This is a genomic window from Streptomyces sp. NPDC059853 (assembly GCF_042731495.1).
In the GTDB taxonomy this organism is placed as follows: domain Bacteria; phylum Actinomycetota; class Actinomycetes; order Streptomycetales; family Streptomycetaceae; genus Streptomyces.
Genome location: NZ_JBHWJL010000441.1, coordinates 1 through 3,005 on the forward strand (window position 1 = coordinate 1; position 3,005 = coordinate 3,005).

The 3,005-nt window shown below is 72.5% G+C and carries 2 protein-coding genes; one reads left to right on the forward strand and one right to left on the reverse strand.

Annotation, left to right across the window (positions count from 1 at the left end):
* Positions 1 to 1,220, reverse strand: a 1,220-nt coding sequence (locus tag ACFV5N_RS26420) for a chorismate-binding protein (RefSeq protein WP_385604638.1), incomplete at its 3' end; no start/stop codon positions are given.
* Positions 1,221 to 1,467: 247 nt separating this feature from the next.
* Between ACFV5N_RS26420 and ACFV5N_RS26425 the strand changes: the two genes are divergently transcribed.
* Positions 1,468 to 2,817, forward strand: a complete 1,350-nt coding sequence (locus ACFV5N_RS26425) for a class II 3-deoxy-7-phosphoheptulonate synthase (RefSeq protein ID WP_385604641.1) — start codon at positions 1,468 to 1,470, stop codon at positions 2,815 to 2,817.
* Positions 2,818 to 3,005: the final 188 nt, after the last annotated feature.

Sequence of the window (3,005 nt, forward strand, 5' to 3'; positions counted from 1 at the left end):
CGTACGCCCTGCGCGCGAGCCCCGGCCTCCACGACCCCCAGCGCCGCCAGCACCCCGGCCGCCTTGGCGTGCGTCTCGGCGACCTCGCCCGCCGGGTCGGAGCCGCGCACCAGGGTGGCGCCCACCGAGAGCCGCAGCGCCCCGTCGGGGGCGATGTCCGCGGTGCGGATGAGGATCGGCGAGTCGAGGGTCTGGGTGCCGCTCGCGTCGTGCCCGAGCAGCGCCAGCGCGCCCGCGTAGTAGCCGCGCCCGTCCCGCTCGTGGCGGCGGATGACGCGGCAGGCGTTCTCCACCGGGCTGCCGGTGACGGTCGCGGCGAACATCGTCTCGCGCAGCACCTCGCGCGCGTCCAGGGTGCTGCGCCCGCGCAGTTCGTACTCGGTGTGCGCCAGATGCGCCATCTCCTTCAGCCGGGGCCCGATCACCACGCCGCCCCGGTCGCCGACGGCGCACATCATCTTCAGCTCCTCGTCGACCACCATGGACAGCTCCTCGATCTCCTTGCGGTCGGCGAGGAACCGCAGCAGCCCGTCGGGGTCCGGGCCGCCGGCCGGGTAGCGGTAGGTGCCGGAGATGGGGTTCATGACGACGGTGCCGCCGCGCATCCGCACATGCACCTCGGGGCTGGCACCGACCAGGGTGCGCTCGCCGGTGTGCACCACGAACGTCCAGTACGCGCCGCGCTCACCGGCCAGCAGCCGCCGGAACAGCGCCAGCGCGTCGCGCCGGCCGAAGCCGTCGATCCGGCCGGTGAAGGTGCGCCGGACGACGAAGTTGGCGCCCTGCCCGGCGCCGATCTCCTCGCGCAGCACGGTGCGCACGGTCTCCTCGTACGCCGCGTCGTCGGTGTCGAAGTGCCCGCCGGTCACGGTGACGGCGTGGCCGGGGAGCGCGTCCAGCGCGGCGCCGAGCGGCAGTTCGCTCACCCGGTCGGGGACCAGGACGGACAGCGGGGTGCCGTCGTCGGTCACCTCGAATCCGCGTTCGGCGATCTGCCGGAACGGCACCAGGGCCAGCGCCCCGATGCCGGGCCGCTCGGGCAGCGGCAGATCGGCCAGCGTCTGCACGGTGCGGACCGGTCCGGTCAGCACCTCGACGGTGCCGTCGCCGGAGCGGACGCGCCCCGGGGTGCGGCGGTACAGCAGGGCGAACGGTTCGGTGCCGGTCAGCAGCCGTTCGATGACGGCGGCGGGGGAGGTGTGGTGCTCGTGGTGGCCCATGGAGGTACCCCTGTCGTGGAACGGGACGGGGCGGCCGGGGCCCGGAAACGCGGAAGGCCGCCCCGTCGGGCGGCCTTCGCGTCGTGGTGCTGGGTGCGCGCAGTCAGTGGGCCGCCACAGGAGCGGGCCACCACCAGGTGAGGAACGGCTGGGTGCGCATGCCGGGACTATAGCGCCTCGGGTGGCCCCTGTCTCACTTCCCGGGCGTGGCACCTGGGTGACCGTGCGACCCCGTAACCTTGGCCGGGTGACCGTGAACGCTGACAGCAGCTTCTCCATCGCTTCCTCCTGGCGAGACCTGCCCGCGGCGCAGCAGCCGGACTATCCGGACCTCGAAGCCCTGCGCGCGGTGACCACGGAACTCGAGGGCTATCCGCCGCTGGTGTTCGCCGGCGAGGCCGATCAGCTGCGGGCGCGGCTGGCGAGCGTGGCGCGGGGCGAGGCGTTCCTGCTCCAGGGCGGTGACTGCGCGGAGGCGTTCGACCAGGTCAGCGCCGACCAGATCCGGGCGAAGCTGAAGACGCTGCTCCAGATGAGCGCGGTGCTCACGTACGCGGCGGCGGTCCCGGTGGTCAAGGTGGGGCGGATCGCCGGCCAGTACTCCAAGCCGCGCTCGAAGCCGACCGAGACCCGGGACGGGGTGTCGCTGCCGTCGTACCGGGGCGACTCGGTCAACGGCCCGGAGTTCACCGCCGAGGCCCGGATCCCGGACCCGGAGCGGCTGCGCCGGATGTACCACGCGTCGGCCGCCACGCTGAACCTGGTGCGCGGTTTCACCACCGGCGGGTACGCGGATCTGCGGCAGGTGCACGCCTGGAACCAGGACTTCGTGCGGACCTCCGCCTCCGGCCAGCGCTACGAGGCGCTGGCGCGGGAGATCGACAACGCGCTGAACTTCATGAAGGCGTGCGGCGCGGATCCGGCCGAGTTCCACTCGGTGGAGTTCTACGCCTCGCACGAGGCGCTGCTGCTGGACTACGAGGCGGCGCTGACCCGGGTGGACTCGCGCAGCGGGCGGCTGTACGACGTCTCGGGCCACATGGTGTGGATCGGTGAGCGGACCCGGCAGCTGGACGGGGCGCACATCGCCTTCGCGGCGTCGATCTCCAACCCGGTCGGGGTGAAGATCGGTCCGACCACGACTCCGGAGGAGGCGCTGGCGCTGATCGACCGCCTCGACCCGGAGCGGGAGGCGGGCCGGCTGACGTTCATCACCCGGATGGGAGCGGACCGCATCCGCGACCTGCTGCCGCCGCTGGTGGAGCGGGTGACCGCGTCCGGCGCGCAGGTGGCGTGGGTGTGCGACCCGATGCACGGCAACACCTTCGAGGCGGCCTCCGGGCACAAGACCCGGCGCTTCGACGACGTGCTGGACGAGGTGAAGGGCTTCTTCGAGGTCCACAAGGGCCTGGGCACGCATCCCGGCGGCATCCATGTGGAGCTGACCGGTGACGATGTCACCGAGTGCGTGGGCGGCGGCAACGAGATCCTGGTCGACGATCTGCACCAGCGCTACGAGACGGCGTGCGACCCCCGGCTGAACCGCAGCCAGTCGCTCGACCTGGCGTTCCTGGTGGCGGAGATGTACCGGGGCTGACACAACGGCGACAGGACGGGGCCCCGGCGTGCGGCAGCGCACACCGGGGCCCTGTTCTCTGTCCGCGACCGGGAAGGTAAGGTGAGGTTTGCCTTACTAAGACCGGAAGATCACCGCGGGAGGTGACGAGGGTGTACGCCTTCGAGATCCCGCCGGGCAGCACGTCCTTCACCGTCGAGATCGGCGAC